Here is a 575-nt window from a genome sequence, read left to right as displayed (position 1 = left end):
GATCAATCACCCGGTGCGTGAACGCATCCCGGTGCTACTCGCGGCACTGGGTCCGAAGAATGTGGAGTTGGCCGCCGAGATCGCCGAGGGGTGGCAGCCGATCTTCTTCCTGCCCGAACGCGCCAAGGAGGTGTGGGGTGCGGCGTTGGATGCGGGGTTGGCCAAGCGTGACCCGGCGCTGGGTGAGTTGGAGGTGTTCGCCGGTCCGGCGTTGGCGATCGGGGAGAACGTGACCCCGCTGCTGGAGTTCGTCAAGCCGCATCTGGCGCTCTACATCGGTGGGATGGGCGCCAAGGGCAAGAACTTCTATCACACCCTGGCCACCAAGTACGGCTACGGCGCCGAGGCCGACCGGATCCAGGAGCTGTATCTGGCGGGTCGCAAGGAAGAGGCGGCCAAGGTGGTGCCCGACGAGCTGGTGCGCGACATCTCCCTGGTCGGTCCCGCCGGGTTCGTCAAGGAACGCCTCGCCGCCTTCCGCGAGGCCGGAGTCACCGCACTCAACGTGGTACCGATGGCCGCCACCCCGGCCGAACGGGTCAAGCTGATCGAACAACTCCGCGAACTGATCTGAG

At 66.3% G+C, this 575-nt stretch carries 1 protein-coding gene; it reads left to right on the top strand.

Annotation, left to right across the window (positions count from 1 at the left end):
* A partial coding sequence (locus NL1_RS36025) for an LLM class flavin-dependent oxidoreductase (protein ID WP_156095229.1) occupies window positions 1-574 on the top strand: 574 nt, incomplete at its 5' end.
* Window position 575: the final 1 nt, after the last annotated feature.

Source organism: Nocardia lijiangensis NBRC 108240 (genome assembly GCF_001613045.1).
In the GTDB taxonomy this organism is placed as follows: Bacteria; Actinomycetota; Actinomycetes; order Mycobacteriales; family Mycobacteriaceae; genus Nocardia; species Nocardia lijiangensis.
This window is presented reverse-complemented; position numbering and strand designations above follow the sequence as displayed.